A 20,353-nucleotide genomic window follows, 5' to 3' on the forward strand; every position below is an offset into this window, starting at 1 on the left:
ACTTCAAAAATAAAAAATATAAGAAAAAGATTGTTTTATAGTTTTGCTTATCGTTAATAAATGTATTTCATCGATATTATTTACAAAAATTTTACATTTAGTTAACAATCTAGCTACTTTCACACCATATTTAAACCAACCTTTTTCCTTTATGAAAAAACACTACATTTATTTGAATTCCAGTAGGGTTACTGCATTCAAAAATGATATGACTTCAACGGTTGAAGTTTTTGAACAACCAGTGGTCAAAACTGGAAATAATCTAGCTAATTTTGTTAAAACAATAGTACTCTTTGTAGTGATGCTTTTTTCGGGAGTTATGACATTAGCGCAGAACTCATTGCCTTATACTTTTTCACAATCAATTGGAACTTATACTGCTTTGACTGGGGGAACTTCATACCAATCGGGTGCTACAATTGGAACTAATGCGGTTTCAGGTCAAATAACAATCCCTTTTACGTTTAATTTTAATGGTGCTAATTACACATCACTTATTATTTCAAATAACGGGTTTGTCACTTTTGGCACTACAGCTCCATCAACAACAACTTATAACCCTATTTCCGCTTCTACAGCTTATGGAGGTGCTATTGCAGGTTATGGATTTAACTTAGTAAACTCTCCTGTTAGTGGTGCTGCTGCTGATATCAGTTATGGAACTGCAGGGTCAGATTTTGTAATTCAGTTTACCGATTTAGGAAGAACAGGATTAACTGGTGACAGAATGAGTTTTCAAATTAGATTGACTCAAACTACTAATGTTATTAAGATTGTTTATAATAATTGGGCAACAACACAAACAACAACTTCTGCGACAAATTTCGGTCAGGTAGGTTTGAGAGGTAGTGCTAATACTGCTTTTTTGAATAGAATGGTTTCTGCTTCAGCTCCCTATAACACATGGGCAACATCTGGAGGTGGTGCGGATAATGGATCTACAGCACTTAATACAACTTCTACCTCTGGACCTGGAGGATCGAATTGTATGAGATATAATAGTACTAATTTACCAGCTAATGGTTTGACTTATACCTATACTCCTGTGACTTCAGGTTTTTATCAGTCACTTCCTTATACACAAAATTTTGAGACTTGGTCAAATTTTCAAGCTGTGAATGACGTTCCTGGAAATGGTGTAATTACTAATCCTGCAACTGGTAATCAATCTCCACGTGCACATGATGAAACAGTTGCTAATTCTGCATGGGGAAGTACTTCAGGTGGAGCTCTTGCAGTTCCAAGTGCTTCGGGAGGTTTAAAATGTTCAAGATTCCATTGCTATGATGCTGGAAGTGGACTTAAAGGATATATGGATTTCTACCTTAATTTTACTGACGCAGGAGTTAAAACAGCTACTTTTGACATGGTAAATACGGGAACTAATAGGAATTTGAGAGTTTATTTGTCTACAGACGGCGGTATTAATTTTGGTGGAGCGTTAGCAACTTATAATACAAGTATTTCAACTTGGACAAATCAATCTGTAGCTTTAGGAAGTTCTACTTCTGCAACTTGTGTTCTTAGATTTGAATATACTTCAGATTTTGCAACTTCAAGTGATATTGGTTTAGACAATTTAAATGTTACCTCTTTGGTCTTGACGGGTTGTACTACCCCAACATCTTTAGCTTCAAATTTAACGTTCAGTTCAGTTACAACAACCTCTTTGAATGGTTCGTTCACGGCTGCAGTGACGGCACCAAGTAAATATTTAGTAGTAAGAAGCACGAGTGCAACTCCTCCAACTCCTTCAAATGGAACGGTTTACACAGTTGGTTCAACTGCTTTAGGAGCAGGTACTAATGTTAGATTAGTGGCTAATGCTACATCATTTACTGATACGGGCTTAACAGCGGGCACACAATATTACTATCATGTGTTTTCGTATAATGATAATTGTACAGGAGAACCTTTTTATAGTGTTTCGGCATTGAGTGGTTCTCAGAATACACCTTGTACTACTGGAACTTCTTTGGGTTCCAATGCTGTTACTTTAAATTCAGCTAATATTACATGGACAGGTTCTGGTAATTATATAGTTGAATATGGTCTTACAGGATTCACTCCAGGAACTGGAGCCTCTGCGGGTGCTGGGGGTACTTTAGCTTCAAGTTCTGCTACTTCACCTTTCGCATTGACTGGACTATCCTCGTCTACCACCTATCAAGTTTATGTTAGACAAGTATGTCCATTAGGAGGATATAGTACTAATTCATCTTCTATTTCGTTTACAACTTTGTATTGTCTTTCAACAGGACCTGCATCTCAAGGTTCAGATTATTTTACTAATTTTACAGCTACAGTAAGTGCTGTAGGTATTAATAACACCAGTACATATTCTCCAAATGGATATGGTAATTTTACGGAACAAAGTGTCACTCAATCACAGGGTGGTAGTGTTGATTATTCTGCAGTTTCACCAGGTATTGGTAATGGTTCCAGTTTTGGTATCTTTGTAGATTGGAATCAAAATGGGGTATTTACCGATCCAGGAGAGTCAGTAGTTTCCTTATTTTCGCCACAACCTACTACAAATCCTTCGGGTAGTTTTACCGTGCCTATAGATGCACTTGTAGGAAGTACAAGAATGAGGATTGTAATTAAAGATAGTGCAGGTTCTGTAAGTAGTTGTAATACTGCATTATCGGCAAGTGAAACCGAAGATTATACATTTATTGTAACTGCAGCTGCAACACCAAATATTACTCTTGCTACAAACAATATTGCAGCAAGTAATAAAACACAAGGTACAACTAACAATCCTATTTATAGTTTTGCTATTTCACCAACTGTAGGCAATGCTAACCTTACTGGTTTAACAGTGACTACAACAGGTGATTATACTGCGGTTGGGATTACTAATTTAAAAGCTTGGTATTCGGCTTCTCCTACATTTGTAGCTGGAAGTTCTACTTTACTTTCTACTTTGGTAACACCAGGAACTGCAGGAAGCAAAACATTTACTCCTTTTGTAAGTCAAAATATAGTAAAAGATGCTACGGGTTATATTTTTGTCACAGCGGATGTAACATGTAGTGCTACAGTTGCGAGAACAATAGCTATTGATGCTGTAACAGGTGCTAACATGACATTTACTCTAGGCACTGCTACAGGTACGCCTGCTGCAGGGAATACACACACGGTTACAGGTGCCACACCAGTTAATGTCACTAACCCAGCTGCTTCTGTATTATCAGGTTCATCTTCTGTTTCTTGGACTAATCCAGTTGGATGTTATGATCAAGTAATGATAGTAGCCCGAGCTGGTTCAGCCAATGATGGTACACCAACAGGAGATGGTACAGCTTACACAGATAATTTAGCGTTTGGTACAGGAACACCATTAGGGAGTGGTTTTGTAGTGTACAAAGGAACCGCTTCACCAAAAATCGTAACAGGACTTACTAACGGAACACAATATTTTTTCAAGATATTTACACGTTTTGGATCTACTTGGAGTAGTGGAATTGAGGTAAGTCAAACTCCTACTGTGATATATTGTACACCAAGTGGAAGTCTTGATTGTGTTACTTACAATGATTACATTGCTAATGTTACTATTAATACTTTAAATAACTCTTCAACTTGTGCGTCAGGATCGTACATTAATTATCCAGCAAATGGAACACAAACTACAACACTAACTGCAGGGACATCTTATAATCTTACACTGACTTCAGGTACTGGTACAGGATCACATGGTGCGGGGGTTTGGTTTGATTTTAATAATAACGGACTTTTTACTGACTCAGGAGAATTCTTTTTAATAAGTAATTCTATTTCAGGAAGTGCAACAACAGCGCCTATTAGTATTTTAGTTCCTTCTGGAGCATTTATTGGGAATATCAGAATGAGAGTTCGATATGGCTATGGGGTAACAGTTGCATCAACTATGTCTTGTTCAATGTCTGGAACTGAAGGAGAGACAGAAGATTATACAATTACTATTAGTCAACCTTTACCTTCATATACTGCTGTTGCTTCTTCAAATTGGAGTTTAGGCTCAACATGGGATTTAGGAGTGGCTCCAAGTGCAGGTGATAACGCCGTTATCCCAAATGGAATTAACGTAAATACAGATGGAGCTGCTAATAATGTTTGTAATCAACTTACCATAGCGAATGGAGGAACATTAACTTCTAGTACAGGTACCCTTTCATTAAGTAATAACCTAATTAATAATGGTTCGGTAGTTGTTAATGGGGGTACTATAAATGTTGCAGGAGCATCTGGAACAGGAATTAATAATACGGGAATTTTTTCTATTGATGGCGGTATAGTAAATTTAGGGCCTTCAGGAGGAGGTAATCGTACATTTACAGAAACAGGTACATTAACTGTTAATAATGGGATACTAAACATAAATGGAAATCTATTGTTTCCTTCAGCTTCAGTCTTTAATCAGAGCGGAGGTAATATAAATATAGATGGAAATGATGGAACATCTTTAGGTAGTGTTCCAATTACTACAGACTTATTAGCTTTTGGAACATCTAATACTAATTATTCAGGAGGAACAATCAATGCTACTGGAGGTAATATACTTATTGTTGATCCTCATTTTAGTGGGACAGCTACTTCTTCAGGAGGTGAAGCTTTTTGTTTCAGAGCAGCTACATCAACACCAAGAAGTTTCGGAATTGGACACACTATAACTTTTGGAGGTAGTACAGGAACAAATTCTTCAACGGCTACTTACGGATTTCTTGTGGATACTTATGTAAATTCTAGTCAAATATTACTTGGAAATGTTATTGTCAATGGAAATGGGGGTACCACTTCAAGAAAGGTTCAAACAAATGCCATAAGCGGTGGTGGTGGTATTGCTTTGGCAGGTAACTTAACAATCAACAGTAATAGTGAATATATTAATTTAAATACATCAAGTATTTCTATAATAATAGGAGGTAATATTACTAATAATGGAACATTTACGCAATTGGGTACGCCAGCTTTGGTTCTTGGTTTAGTTAATGGTGGAAGCAATACAACAATTGCACCAACTACCACTGCACAATTAATTAGTGGTTTAGGGGTATTTAGAAATGCTTCTTCATCACCTACGGCTAACTTAGGATCCTTGAGTGTTAATAATAGTAATACATCCGGAGTTACTTTAAGTGGACTTGATATGAGTTTGTCAGGGACTTTAACATTTGCGTTAGGTAAATTAAATACTGGAGCTAACAAAGTAATTTTAATCACAGGTGCTTCTACTACTGGAGCTTCTAATACTACTGGGTATGTAGTGGGTAATCTTCAAAGAAATTTCAGTACAGGGTCTAATGTAAGCAGAATATTTGATGTCGGAACAGACAAGTACGCTCCAGTAACAGTAAACTTTGCAAGTGTAACTACGGCTGGAAATTTAATAGCATCGACTACTTCTGGGGATCATCCAAATACTTCAACTTCTGGATTAAATAGTAATTTAAGTGTAAATCGTTTTTGGTCACTGACTAATTCAGGAATTGCTTTTAACAATTACCTAGTAACGTTGGGTTGGCAGGTTACGGATAATGATGCTGGAGTTACTGCGGCTAATTTTAAATTAGGGAAGTTTTCAAGTAGTGTTTGGTCATTACCTGCAGTTTCAGGAACACCAACTGCAACATCTTTATCATCAACAAACAGTATCACATCAGCTTCAGGTTTTGGCGATTTTATAGTGGCACAAAGTTGCCCTGCATTAAATGCAGGAACTAATGGTTCATTAGTCATTTGTGTTGGAAGCACACTGACAGAACCTCAATTATTTGCTCAGTTAGGAGGTTCTCCGCAAGCTGGTGGCTCATGGACACCTGTATTAGCAGGTGCAGGAACATATACATATACAGTAAATGCTGTCGCACCATGTACAGGAAGTGCAACGGCAACGGTAACAGTAACAGAACAAACACCTCCAAATGCAGGAGTTTTAAGCGGTACTCAAACAATCTGTTCGAATGGTTCCTCACAATTTTCAACATCGGGGGATAATGGAGGAACGTGGTCAAGTTCAAATAATGGTTTTGCTACAGTTAATGCAGCTACAGGATTAGTGTCAGGAGTGAGTGCTGGTACGGCTAATATAACCTATACGGTTGCCGGAACGAACGGTTGCTCTGATGCAACAGCAACAAGAAGTATTACAGTTAATCCTACTTTCAACCCAACAGTAATTTTAGATACAGATACCCCTGACGAGTTTTGTGAAGGGACTTTAGTTACGTTTACTGCAACTTCAGGAAATTTGGGTGGAGCATCAGCTACGTATAATTTTAAAGTTAATGATGCTTCAGTGCAAAATACCAGTTCTAACACTTTTGCAAGTGCAGCATTAGTAGACGGTGATATTGTAAGTGTAACAATGTCAGTTTCTGGAGGAACATGTGTAAATCAGTCAAATGTTGAGAGCAATCAAATAGGAGTTACTATTAACCCTAATTTTACTATTACAGCAAGTGCTGGAGCTAATGGTACAATTTCTTCACCTGGAGTTTCTGTATTGTCTTGTTTTGGTACTGGAAATAAAACTTATACCATTACACCAAATAATGGATATTTAATTAGTGATGTCTTAGTTGATGGAATGTCAGTAGGAGTAGTTACGTCATATGCTTTTTCAAATGTAGACGATAATCATACCATTTCAGCTTCATTTGCTTTAGCATGTGTAAATTCCACAGCACCAACAGGAGCAACAGGAACAACTACAATTTGTTCAGGTACAGGAACTACATTAACAGTATCGGGAGGAAGCAAAGGTACAGGAGCCGTAACCCAATGGTATACAAGTTCATGTGGAGGAACCTTAGCAGGTACAGGCGATACGTTAAATACTGGGAATTTAACATCATCCACTACCTATTATATAAGATATTCTGGAACATGTAATACAACAACTTGTGCCATAGTAACGGTAACGATTACCCCACAACCAGTGTGGTATTTAGACGCAGACAACGACGGCTATTATACAGGTTCAGGTGTTCTATCATGTGATTCACCTGGTGAAGGTTACACCACCACAGTATTTCCAGGCGGCGATTGCAACGACAACGACCCATTAATCCATCCAGGTGCAGCAGAGATATGTTATGACGGGATAGATAATGATTGCGACGGAAGTTTAACCAACGGCTGTCCAGCAGTAACCACTACATTCTGGACTTCAGTATGCGGACAAATCTTAGCAGCATTAAACACATCAATAAGACCGTACTATACATTTTCAAACAATTTGCCTGTAGGCGTATTGGTAACAGGATATAAATTTATGATTACCGATTTGATTACAAATCAAGTAAGAGAAGTAGAAAAAGCCAATGGAATGATTCGTATCACCGATACAGATATAGCGAGTTATGGACGAAGCTATTCCATAAAAGTAGCCATCAAACTAAATGCAGAATGGCAACCATATAATTCAGAGAATTGTACGATAACCACACCATCCATTCCAACGACAACAGTTTCAAACTGTGGTACGTTGGCAGCGATAAATTCACCGATTTATGCTACATCAGTAGCCAATGCGACACGTTATAGATACACCATTACCCGTATGGGAGGCGAGATGAATGATGTAGAGATGGAATCACAAACCTTTACCCGTACAGGGAATTTTGTGAGATTGACAGAATTGACAACCGTTCCAATAGTATACAATACTACTTATAAAGTAAACGTATCGGCAGAATCGTTGTTGGGTGGCATATTGACGTTTTCAGCACCAGGCACCTGTTACATGTCCTCACCAGCAGAACCAACATTACAGTATGAAAGTTGTCAAAACGGAGGCTTGGTTCCAAGTTCAATGACCACACCACTTTATGTTACTGCTTTTTCAGGTTCACCAATGTACCGTTACATAGTAGAGAATGAAATAAGTGGTTACAGTCAAACCATAGAAACCATCACGCGTTATGTAAGACTAAGTCAGTTCAATGCATTGGCACCATTACAAGCAGGAGGCACGTATAGAATTCGTATTCAGATACAATTGTATGGAGTGTACTATGAAGGGAAAGATTGTGAGGTTACCGTTCCAGGAGGCAGCCCAATGCCATCAAGAGTAATGGAACAACCATTGGAAGCAGTGGCCTATCCAAATCCATTTGCGAACAACTTCCAGTTGAACATCAAAACGACCAATACATCAGCCGTATCCATAAAAGTATACGACATGTTGGGTAGACTAATCGAACAACGAGAAGAAAGTGTAAACGACTTAGAAACCACCACCATTGGAGACAACTACCCAAGTGGAGTGTACAACGTCATCATAGCACAACAAGACGAAGTGAAAACACTACGTGTGGTGAAAAGATAAATTAATAATACATTTTTGATATAGAAGTCCCTGCTTATGGCAGGGATTTTTTATGTATTAAATAGAAATGATTTTATGAATTTAAAGGGTAGAGTTAGTAAGCTTTTTTTGAAATCATTGATAGTTGAATTATAAATACAATCATAGAAAATTCTGCTTCAATAATTTTGTGCAGTTGTAATATTTATATTTTTTGATAGGAATAATTTTAGAATGCATATTTTATTAACTAAAAATTGATAATTTATCAACACGAAAACGTTTTCGTGACATGATGGTTTTATAGATTTTTTTGCAATTTCCTAAAAAAAATTATCTTTATAATCAAGAAATAATAGCCATACTTTAAACTAAGCTATTTAGTATAATTAAATTAATACTTTATGAAAAAACAATTACTAATTACATTTTATTTGCTTTCTTTTACTTTCGCTTTTTCCCAAAATCAAAATAATGGTCAGAGAGGTATTTTTGAAAGTTATGCAATTCTGAATATTAATTCGGGAAGCAATGTTTTTTATGATATGCAGGCAAATACTGCAAATCCAGATTTAAATGGTGCAAATTTAGGAACTTTTAGTTGTAATCAATCTTTAGTGGTTAAAGGAGGGCAAAACAAAACGTATAAAAATTCTGGATGCAATATTACAAATGGAGATTTGTTTTATCGTGTTTATTCAGGTACAGGAACAGGCTCAGGTAGTTTTACACAAATAAATTTACCTTTTGCTGAAAATTTACCCTCTCCTGGTGACCAAAGATGGGAATCACAATCAGGGACTAACAACATAATAAGCGGGTTGTTTCCAGGAACTTATACTCTTGAAATTTATTCAAGAGCTCAGTTTGATGGTTGTGGCTTTGGTGATATATTTAGCAACAACAGTGGTGCAAATTATAAAGCCATTTTTACGGTTGGTCCAGCACCCATAGCAGGAATAACTAATAATTCAGGAACCACAGTATTGACTTGTTCTCAAACCAGTATCAGTGTTACCGCAACGGGTGGTGTAAGTTATTCATGGGATAATGCTTTAGGTGCAGGAGCGACAAAAAGTATTGTTGCACCAGGAACCTACACAGTAACTGCAACAGGAGCCAATGGATGTACAGCTACAGCTCAAATCATAGTGACGCAAAATACAGCCTCACCTTCGGCAGGGATAACTAATAATTCAGGAACCACAGTATTGACTTGTTCTCAAACTAGTATCAGTGTTACTGCCACAGGAGGTATAAGTTATTCATGGAATGGTGGTGCTACGCCAACAACTGCGGTCAATAGTTTTACTAGCGCAGGAGCTTATACGGTAACAGTAACAGGAGCTAATGGATGTACAAATACTGCTCAAACTACAATTACAGGAGTAGTCACCCCACAACCAACATGGTACTTAGATGCCGACAATGATGGCTATTATACAGGTTCAGGTGTTCTATCATGTGATTCACCCGGTGAAGGTTACACCACCACAGTATTGCCAGGCGGCGATTGCAACGACAACGACCCATTAATCCATCCAGGTGCAGCAGAGATATGTTATGACGGGATAGATAATGATTGCGACGGAAGTTTAACCAACGGCTGTCCAGCAGTAACCACTACATTCTGGACTTCAGTATGCGGACAAACCTTAGCAGGATTAAACACATCGATAAGACCATACTATACATTTTCAAACAATTTACCAGTAGGTGTATTGGTAACAGGATACAAATTCATGATCACCGATTTGATTACAAATCAAGTAAGAGAAGTAGAAAAAGCCAATGGAATGATTCGTATTACCGATACAGATATAGCGAGTTATGGACGTAGCTATTCCATAAAAGTAGCCATCAAACTAAACGCAGAATGGCAACCATATAATTCAGAGAATTGTACGGTAACCACACCATCCATTCCAACGACAACAGTTTCAAACTGTGGCACATTGGCAGCGATAAATTCACCAATTTATGCTACATCAGTAGCGAATGCTACACGCTATAGATATACCATTACCCTTATGGGAGGCGAGATGAATGATGTAGAGCTGGAATCACAAACCTTTACCCGTACAGGGAACTTTGTGAGATTAACAGAATTGACAACAGTTCCAATTTTATACAATGCCATCTATAAAGTAAACGTATCGGCAGAATCGTTGTTAGGAGGAGTATTGACGTTTTCAGCACCAGGCACCTGTTACATGTCCTCACCAGCAGAACCAGTACTTCAATACGAAAGTTGTCAAAACGGAGGCTTGGCTCCAAGTTCAATGACCACACCACTATATGTTACACCTTATACAGGTTCACCAATGTACCGTTACATAGTAGAGAATGAAATAAGTGGTTACAGTCAAACCATAGAAACCATCACGCGTTATGTAAGACTAAGTCAGTTTAATGCATTGGCACCATTACAAGCAGGAGGCACGTATAGAATTCGTATTCAGATACAATTGTATGGAGTGTACTATGAAGGAAAAGATTGTGAGGTTACCGTTCCAGGAGGAAGTAGTAGTGGCTCAATGCCATCAAGAGTAATGGAACAATCATTAGAGGCAGTAGCCTATCCTAATCCATTTGCGAACAACTTCCAGTTGAACATCAAAACAACCAATACATCAGCCGTATCCATAAAAGTATACGACATGTTGGGAAGACTAATTGAACAACGAGAGGAAACCGTAAATGAGTTGGAAACCACCACAATCGGAGACAACTACCCAAGTGGAGTGTACAATATAATTCTATCGCAAGCAGATGAAGTGAAAACACTACGTGTGGTGAAGAGATAAATGTTAATTAAATAGTTAATAGTAAATAAAAATCCCTGCCTAATGGCGGGGATTTTTTTGTTAATTTAGTTTTTTAAGAAATCCAATAAATATATTAATTAGATAGTGTGTCGATGTTTTTATATTTAAGTAAAAGTGCTCGCAATAAGAGATTGTAATCTTATCCTTAGAAAATATATTCTAACTTAATCTATAATAAACGCTATGAAGAAAAATTTACTTTTATTTATTATGTTGCTACTGTTTAGTAGTATAAACGCTCAAACTTTTACAGTTGATGGTATAAGTTACACAGTGACGGCTCCCGGTGAAGTACAAGTAGACTCTTATCAATGTTATACGGGTGATTTAGTCTTGCCAAGTACGGTAACAGACATGTCTATTGATTATTCAGTAACTAGTCTTGGAGATTATGCTTTTTATAATTGTCCAAGTATAACGTCGGCAACTATTCCTTCTTCGGTGACCGATTTAGGAGAGGGTGCATTTAGAGAATGCTTTGCTTTAACTTCTGCGATTCTCCCTAATTCAATTTCCAGTATAGGAGCACAAACATTCTTGTATTGCAATAGTCTAGTTTCGGTAAACATCCCAAACTCAGTAACAAGCCTTGAAATTTACGCGTTTTATGGTTGTAATCATTTAACCTCAATAAACATCCCTGATTCAGTTACTATCATTGGAGATTATGCTTTTTATCAGTGTACCCTATTAGCATCAGTAACGATTCCTGATTTTGTAACAAGTATTGGTGGTAGATCTTTTGCATCTTGTCCATCATTGACGACTATAAACATACCAAGTACAGTAACTACTATAGGGGATTATGCTTTTTTTCAGTGTTTTGGTTTAACATCAGTAACGTCATTAACAACAACACCAATAGTAATAAACAGTACTGTTTTTCAGGATATTGTTTTAAGTGCGGTACCTTTATATGTGCCTAGCGGAAGTGTAACAGCTTATGAGTCAGCATCGATATGGCAAAATTTCAGCCCGATTATTCCGGTTGTGGCTGAAACAACAACGTATTATCAGGATTTAGATGATGATGGTTATGGAAATACAGAGGTGTCAGTAGTAGCAGAAACACAACCCGATGGATATGTTTTGTTAGACGGCGATTGTAATGATGAAGACCCACTAATCCATCCAGGCGCAGCAGAGATATGTTATGACGGGATAGATAACAATTGCGACGGAAGTTTAACCAACGGCTGTCCAGCAGTAACCACTACATTCTGGACTTCAGTATGCGGACAAACCTTAGCAGGATTAAACACATCGATAAGACCATACTATACATTTTCAAACAATTTACCAGTAGGTGTATTGGTAACAGGATACAAATTCATGATCACCGATTTGATTACAAATCAAGTAAGAGAAGTAGAAAAAGCCAATGGAATGATTCGTATTACCGATACAGATATAGCGAGTTATGGACGTAGCTATTCCATAAAAGTAGCCATCAAACTAAACGCAGAATGGCAACCATATAATTCAGAGAATTGTACGGTAACCACACCATCCATTCCAACGACAACAGTTTCAAACTGTGGCACGTTGGCAGCGATAAATTCACCAATTTATGCTACATCAGTAGCCAATGCTACACGCTATAGATATACCATTACCCGTATGGGAGGCGAGATGAATGATGTAGAGATGGAATCACAAACCTTTACCCGTACAGGAAATTTTGTGAGATTAACAGAATTGACAACCGTTCCAATAGTATACAATACAACTTATAAAGTAAACGTATCAGCAGAATCGTTGTTGGGTGGCGTATTGACGTTCTCAGCACCAGGCACCTGTTACATGTCCTCACCAGCAGAACCAGTACTTCAATATGAAAGTTGTCAAAACGGAGGCTTGGTTCCAAGTGCAATGACCACACCACTATATGTTACACCTTATACAGGTTCACCAATGTACCGTTACATAGTAGAGAATGAAATAAGTGGTTACAATCAAACCATAGAAACCATTACGCGTTATGTAAGACTGAGTCAGTTCAATGCACTGGCACCATTACAAGCAGGAGGCACGTATAGAATCCGTATTCAGATACAATTGTATGGAGTGTACTATGAAGGTCAGGATTGTGAGGTTACCGTTCCAGGAGGCAGCCCAATGCCATCAAGAGTAATGGAACAACCATTAGAGGCAGTAGCATATCCAAATCCATTTGCGAACAACTTCCAGTTGAACATCAAAACGACCAATACATCAGCCGTATCGATAAAAGTATACGACATGTTAGGAAGACTAATCGAACAACGAGAAGAAACCGTAAACGATTTAGAAACCACCACTATCGGAGACAACTACCCAAGTGGAGTATACAACGTGATTGTTGCACAACAAGACGAAGTAAAAACACTGCGTGTGGTGAAAAGATAAGTTAAAATAACTTATGTTAAAAAGCTCTTGAAATTTTCAGGGGCTTTTTTTATTCAGCATTTTATCGATTAACTACGTAATAATTCGTTAAAAGACATCTTGACAATTGGTTAACAATTAGTTAATATTTTTTTTCTTGTTGAAGGTATTAATTGTTTAGTTTTGTATCCGCTTTAAACTTTTTTATATGAAAAATATTTTACTTTTTAGAAAGCCTACTAGGCTTTTGTTTTTAAGTTTTGCTTTGTTGTTTTTGCTATCTCAAGGAAAGGGATATGCTCAATATTCAGGTTCGGGAACTTTTACTCAAATTTCATCTCTTTCATCTTTAACGGATGGATATTATGTAATTGCGTTTGGGGCAACTCAGGCTATGAATAATACTTTAAATGCAGGAAATTATTTTCAGAATACAGCTATTTCCCCTTCATCAGGGACATTAACTAATCCATCTGCAACAATTGTGTGGTTTATCCAGACAAATGGCTCTGATAGAACTATATACAATGAAAATTCATCAAAATTTGTATCTTACACAGGTTCGTCTAATGCTGCTTTTGCAACTAGTACTGTTACAGGTAATTCTGAAAAATGGACTTTCGCTTATACAAGTTCATTATTTACAATTACGAATGTAGGAAGTTCAACACGTTTATTGCAATATAATTCAGGTTCTCCACGATTTGCATGTTATACAGGTTCTCAACAAAACATTACACTGTATAAGATGACACCTCCAAACCCTACAACAACATCCATTTCACCAAATTCGGCAGTATCTGGAGGTTCGGGATTTACTTTAACGGTAAATGGTACTAATTTTTTAAATGGTTTATCAGCGGTTACTTGGAATGGTGCCTCTAGAGCAACTACATTTGTTAGCTCTACGCAGCTAACAGCTACTATTTTAGCCGCTGACATTGCAAGTGTGGGAAGTGCTAATGTTGGGGTAACAACAACGGGTGCAGCTGCAGCTTCAAATACACAAGTATTTACGATAAATGCGGCGTCAGCACCTTCTTTAGCAATAACAGGAAATACTGCACACGGCTCATCGTGTCCTGGAACGCCTAATGCAACAATACAATATACCATAACAAACAGTGGAACTACTGCAAATAATGTGGTAGTGACTTCTAGTAATCCAACAGAGTTTGTAGTAACCAATGCACCAACAACAGTCAATGGTTCGGGTGGTACAGCTACTTATAATGTAACTTTTACGCCTAGTTCAAATGGGGCTAAATCAGCAACAATTTCTGTGTATTATGACACAACTACGCTTGGTGCTAATAGTTCATTAACGGGTACTGGTGTCAATCCAACACCGCAATCAGTAACCTCATCGGGCGCTACCGCTGTGGTGAATACTACGGCTACTTTAAATGGAAACGCCACTTTTGGGGTTTGTCCAGATACAACACTAAAAGGATTTGTTTATTCAAAAGACAGTGAAAACAGTAATCCAACTGTTGGAGGAACTTCAGTTACAAATGTAGTTGCTCCATCGTTAGGTGCTGCAGGAGCGTACACAACTGCATTGTCAGGTTTGACACCAAACACTTTGTATCAATTTAAAGCATATGTTTACGATGGAACAACATACATATATAGCAATCCACAATCGTTTACCACAAAGCAAGTTGCTTCAAAATTATCTTTTGGTGTAGCTCCTCCTACTACTGGATCTATCGGTGTTAATTTAACTGCTTTTACGGTTTTGGCTCAAAGGCCCGATAATACAACCGATACAGAATATACAAGTTCTGTTTCTTTAGCCAAGGGAACCGTCAGTGGTTCTGCTAATCTTACTGGCAATACAGCCAATGCTGTTGCAGGTGTTGCTACTTTTAGTACTGCTAAGTTTGATGCTATTGGTACATACAATCTTACAGCTACTTCTGGTGCTTTAATTAATTCAGCTACGAGTAATAATATAGTTATAACTTTACCTAATTCAACTGCTAATTCTTGGTCAAATACTGGAGCATCTTCGGCTTGGTGTACTGCTGGGAATTGGAGCACAGGTTCTGTACCAACTATCACTGAAGTAGCAACATGGAATGATACGGGTTCAGCTACTATTTCTGGTATAACATTTTCAAATTGTGTTCCAACTATTCTAGGTATAGAAGTAACTAGCTTAAGAACTAGGGATCTTACTATTGGTAGTTCTGCATCTACTTCAGGAACATTAACATTAAATGGTGGAGTAATAAACGGAGTTAGCAATACTATTATTAGAAATAACTCAACTTCTGTTTTAACACTTCAACCTAACGTAAGTAGTTCAGCTCCAATGTCAATCACTTTAGGAGGTACAATAAATAATTTTATTAATACATCAAATACAGGAGATATTGTTATCAGTGCTGTAATTAATGGTGGACCTTCTAATCCTCTAACAAAAGCAGGCTCAGGCTCAGGAGTTTTAATTTTATCCAATCCAGCCAATACCTATTCTGGTACTACGACCATAACTCAAGGAAGACTAAGATTAAGTCCTAGTTCATCTCCAGCCACTTTTGCATCTCCAATTGTAATGAATGGAGGAATATTGAGTACTCTTAATATACTAACTGGAACTACAATGACTAGTTCTGCAACTATAGGTTTAACAGAATCTTCAGGAATCGATTTAGGCTCTAATCCTCACTCATTAAAATTTGCGGCTAGCAATGCAGTTTCATGGACAGCAGGTAAAACAATCACAATCACCGGTTGGACAGGCACTGCAGGTGTTTCTGGAACGGCAGGAAAACTTTTTGTAGGAACGTCTGCAGCAGGATTAACAGTAAGCCAATTGAATCAAATTGTCTTTCAAGGATATTCAAATGGTACTACCATATTGAGTACTGGAGAAGTTGTGCCAAGAGCGCCTTACACAGTAACGTATAATGCTAATGGTGGAACAGGAACGCAAACAGATGCTAATCCATATAATAATGGTGATATAGTAACTGTACTAGGTGCAGGAACAATTACAAGAACAGGATATACTTTTGCGAATTGGAATACAGCTGCCAATGGATCTGGAACCACTTACAGTCAAGGCAATACTTTTGCTATAAGTGCAGACACAACATTATATGCTCAATGGACAATAAATACTTATACTATAACCTACGACAGCAACTCAGGAACAGGTACACAGTCTGATCCTAACAGTCCTTATAATTACAATACTACAGTGACTGTTTTAGGAATAGGTTCAGTTACCAAACCAGGTTTTACTTTTACTTTTTGGGATACTAATGCAAACGGTACGGGAACATCATATACACCTGGCGACACTTTTACAATAACGGATAATACAGTTTTATACGCTCAATGGATTTCTAATTCAGCTCCTAATTGTCCTGTTTTAACGAGTACAGCTCCTGATTCAGAACAATCAGTATGTCAAGGATTTAGTGCAAATGAATTGACAGCTACTGTTAATACAGCGGGAAGTATTGGAACACCAACAATTTCTTACCAATGGTATTACAATACTACAGACTCAAATACGATAGCAGGCGCTACTGAAATAGTTGGTGCAACAAATGCTAATTATACACCATTAACTTCAGCTTCAGAAGCTGGAACAACTAGATATTATTTCTGTGTTGGTTATGCTAGTGATAATGGATGTAATCAAACAAAAACAGCGCAGTCTTTGGCATCCAATCCAGTTAAAGTTACGGTTTACGCTACGCCTGCAACACCAACTATTACTCCGTCAGGTTCTACAACTTTTGAAAATGGAGGCAGTGTGTTGTTGACATCAAGTGTTGGTTCGAGTTACCTATGGTCAAACAATGCAACAACACAAAGCATAACAGCAACTGTTTCTGGAAGTTATTCAGTGCAGGTAAGTGTAAACGGATGTTTTAGTGATTCTTCTTCACCAACTACAGTTTTTGTAGTTCCATCGGTAACAACTACCTCTCCGGCAACAACAGTAACTTATAATTCAGCTACTTTAAGCGGAAATGTGACCAATACAGGTGGCTCAAACATTACTGCAACTGGAATAGTTTATGCTTTGACCAGTCAAAATACAACACCAACTATAGGTGGTGTAAATGTTGTTCAATTAGCAACAGCTGCTCCAAATACAGGTATTGGTAGTTTCTCAGAAAACACAGGCATGGTGTTAACAGATAACAAACAATACTCTTTCAGAGCATATGCTACGAGTAGTCAGGGTACTTCGTATGGAAGTGTTGTAACTTTTACTACTGCTAATTTAACCGCACCAATAGCAGCTGTGGCGTCAAACATCAAGTCAAATTCATTCGTGGCAAATTGGGGTGCTGTTCCGGGAGCTACTGGATATCGATTAGACGTAAGCACATCACCAACATTTTCTACTCCTACTGAAATTCTTAATCAAGGATTTGAATCAGCTACTTTTCCACCTACAGGATGGCTAAATTCAGGATGGTCAAGAAGTACAAGTTCAGGAGATATAAATAGTGGCAGTGCTGCTGCGATAGCAGGAAGTCAATCTGGAACACTAACATCAGGTGCACTAAGTAACCCTTCTTCTTTGGCTTTTTATTTGGGAAGATCTACTAATTCAACAGCTAAAACACTTACAGTTGAAGTTTCAACAACTTCACAGACCACAGGTTTCACTACTGTTGCAACTTTTGACCATTCAAATGTTCCATCAGGAAGCTATAACCAATATAATGTTGATTTATCAGCTTATTCCTCAAATTCAGAGGTTTACGTTAGATTTGTTAAATCTTCATCTACAACATCACCATGGCGACTAGATGATATTGTTATAACAGGTGCTTTTCCATCCTATATAAGTGGATATGAAAATTTAGCAGTTGCTGGCTTAAGTCAGGTTGTTTCGGGCCTAAATCCACAAACAACATACTACTACAGAGTTAGAGCCGAAAGCACAAACAGTACTTCAGTCAATTCAAATGTAATTGAAGTAACCACAGCAGCTACACCTCCAACTATAACTGGTGTTAGTCAAACAGTTGATGTTGTGTGCGATGGAAATGAAGGAGTGTTTAACGTAACAGGATTATTACCTAACATTCAGGCAATATTAACTTATTCAACAAGTACTGGTTCTCATACTGTATCTGTTAATCCAAATGCATCAGGATTTGCTCAATTTTTAAGTGTACCGCTTTCTTTTTCAGCAGATAATGGAAACAGTTTGACAATTACAAAAGTAGAAAGAACAGATACTAATCAATTTACAAATGTATCTGTTAGTACTTCAATAACTGTATCACCACAGCCATTATGGTATTTAGATGCCGACAATGACGGCTATTACACAGGTTCAGGTGTTCTATCATGTGATTCACCTGGTGAAGGTTACACCACCACAGTACTACCAGGCGGCGATTGTAACGACAACGACCCATTAATTCATCCAGGTGCAGCAGAGATATGTTATGACGGGATAGATAATGATTGCGACGGAAGTTTAACCAACGGCTGTCCAGCAGTAACCACTACGTTCTGGACTTCAGTATGCGGACAAACCTTAGCGGCATTAAACACATCAATAAGACCGTACTATACATTTTCAAATAATTTGCCAGTAGGTGTATTGGTAACAGGATACAAATTCATGATCACCGATTTGGCTACAAATCAAGTAAGAGAAGTAGAAAAAGCCAATGGAATGATTCGCATCACCGATACAGATATAGCGAGTTATGGACGTAGCTATTCCATAAAAGTAGCCATCAAACTAAACGCAGAATGGCAACCATATAATTCAGAGAATTGTACGGTAACCACACCATCCATTCCAACGACAACAGTTTCAAACTGTGGCACATTGGCAGCGATAAATTCACCAATTTATGCTACATCAGTAGCGAATGCTACACGCTATAGATATACCATTACCCGTATGGGAGGCGAGATGAATGATGTAGAGCTGGAATCACAAACCTTTACCCGTACAGGGAACTTTGTGAGATTAACAGAATTGACAACAGTTCCAATTTTATACAATGCCATCTATAAAGTAAACGTATCGGCAGAATCGTTGTTAGGAGGAGTATTGACGTTTTCAGCACCAGGCACCTGTTACATGTCCTCACCAGCAGAACCAGTACTTCAATACGAAAGTTGTCAAAACGGAGGCTTGGCTCCAAGTTCAATGACCACACCACTATATGTTACACCTTATACAGGTTCACCAATGTACCGTTACATAGTAGAGAATGAAATAAGTGGTTACAGTCAAACCATAGAAACCATTACGCGTTATGTAAGACTGAGTCAGTTCAATGCGTTGGCACCATTACAAGCAGGAGGCACGTATAGAATTCGTATTCAGATACAATTGTATGGAGTGTACTATGAAGGAAAAGATTGTGAGGTTACCGTTCCAGGAGGAAGTAGTAGTGGCTCAATGCCATCAAGAGTAATGGAACAACCATTAGAGGCAATAGCCTATCCAAATCCATTTGCGAACAACTTCCAGTTGAACATCAAAACAACCAATACATCAGCAGTATCGATAAAAGTATACGACATGTTGGGTCGTTTAATAGAACAGAGAGAAGAAAGTGTAAACGACTTAGAAACCACCACCATCGGAGACAACTACCCAAGTGGAGTTTACAACGTCATTGTAGCACAACAAGACGAAGTGAAAACCCTACGTGTGGTGAAGCGATAAATTGATTTTAATATACAAAAGGCCTCTCACAATTGAGAGGTCTTTTTTTTATAATGAATACGGGAATAAAAGTAATTTTCAGAAAACAGTCTTTAGTCAGAGTGGAATTGTAATTTTAATGATTTCTCTAAAATTAGACTTTTATTTATTTTATATTTGCTTTGAATTAAAATTACTCATTTT

At 37.7% G+C, this 20,353-nt stretch carries 4 protein-coding genes; all 4 read left to right on the forward strand.

Going from position 1 to position 20,353, the window contains the following annotated elements:
* The first annotated feature begins 151 nt into the window (after nt 1-151).
* Entirely contained in the window at nt 152-8,317 is an 8,166-nt protein-coding gene (locus tag RN605_RS13100) for a GEVED domain-containing protein (protein WP_313325488.1), read from the forward strand.
* A 383-nt stretch (nt 8,318-8,700) separates the two neighbouring features.
* Nucleotides 8,701-11,103, forward strand: a complete 2,403-nt coding sequence (locus RN605_RS13105) for a T9SS type A sorting domain-containing protein (RefSeq protein WP_313325489.1) — start codon at nt 8,701-8,703, stop codon at nt 11,101-11,103.
* A 204-nt stretch (nt 11,104-11,307) separates the two neighbouring features.
* On the forward strand, nt 11,308-13,512 hold the full coding sequence (locus tag RN605_RS13110; protein WP_313325491.1) for a leucine-rich repeat protein: 2,205 nt from the start codon (nt 11,308-11,310) through the stop codon (nt 13,510-13,512).
* Nucleotides 13,513-13,699: 187 nt separating this feature from the next.
* Nucleotides 13,700-20,170, forward strand: a complete 6,471-nt coding sequence (locus RN605_RS13115) for an InlB B-repeat-containing protein (protein ID WP_313325492.1) — start codon at nt 13,700-13,702, stop codon at nt 20,168-20,170.
* Nucleotides 20,171-20,353: the final 183 nt, after the last annotated feature.

This window comes from Flavobacterium sp. PMTSA4 (assembly GCF_032098525.1).
Classification (GTDB): Bacteria; Bacteroidota; Bacteroidia; order Flavobacteriales; family Flavobacteriaceae; genus Flavobacterium; species Flavobacterium capsici.